Source organism: Vibrio sp. 1580, from assembly GCF_033340055.1.
The window spans coordinates 1-671 of record NZ_JAWOVT010000334.1; the positions used below are offsets into that span (position 1 = coordinate 1).

1 protein-coding gene is annotated in these 671 nt (G+C 48.0%); it reads right to left on the minus strand.

The window, feature by feature from the left end:
- A partial coding sequence (lptB, locus tag R7093_RS25855) for an LPS export ABC transporter ATP-binding protein (RefSeq protein WP_318147099.1) occupies positions 1-671 on the minus strand: 671 nt, incomplete at both ends.

Consider the following 671-nt stretch of genomic DNA (forward strand, 5'->3'; position numbering starts at 1 on the left):
CCGAGATAAACTTGTTTCACCTGTTCATTGTTCAGAACTTCTTCCGGAGTTCCCGATGCAATGAGGTGCCCTTGGCTTACGATATAGGCTTTTTCACATACGTCCAGTGTTTCACGTACGTTATGGTCTGTGATTAATACACCAAGGCCACGATCGCGTAGGTGCTCGATGATTTTCTTGATGTCATTAACCGAAATAGGGTCGACACCTGCGAAAGGTTCATCCAACAAAATGAATTGTGGGTTTGCCGCAAGAGCTCGAGCGATTTCGACTCGGCGACGTTCACCACCCGATAGTGCCATACCCGCACTGGTTCTTATGTGCTGTATGTGGAATTCTTCCAACAAATCTTCCAGCTTGTCCTGACGCTCTTCGCGGGTCATTTCTTGGCGAGTTTCCAATACGGCCATGATGTTATCTTCCACGGACAGTTTGCGGAAAATCGACGCTTCCTGCGGTAGATAGCCAATACCCATGCGAGAGCGGCTGTGCATTGGCAAAATACTGATGTCTTTGTCGTCGATGGTGATGGTGCCTTCATCGCGAGGCACCAGACCAACAATCATGTAAAACGAGGTGGTTTTACCAGCACCGTTAGGACCAAGTAAACCCACAATCTGACCAGACTCTACTTCTAAGCTAACATCGGTGACGACTTTGCGCTTTTTGTA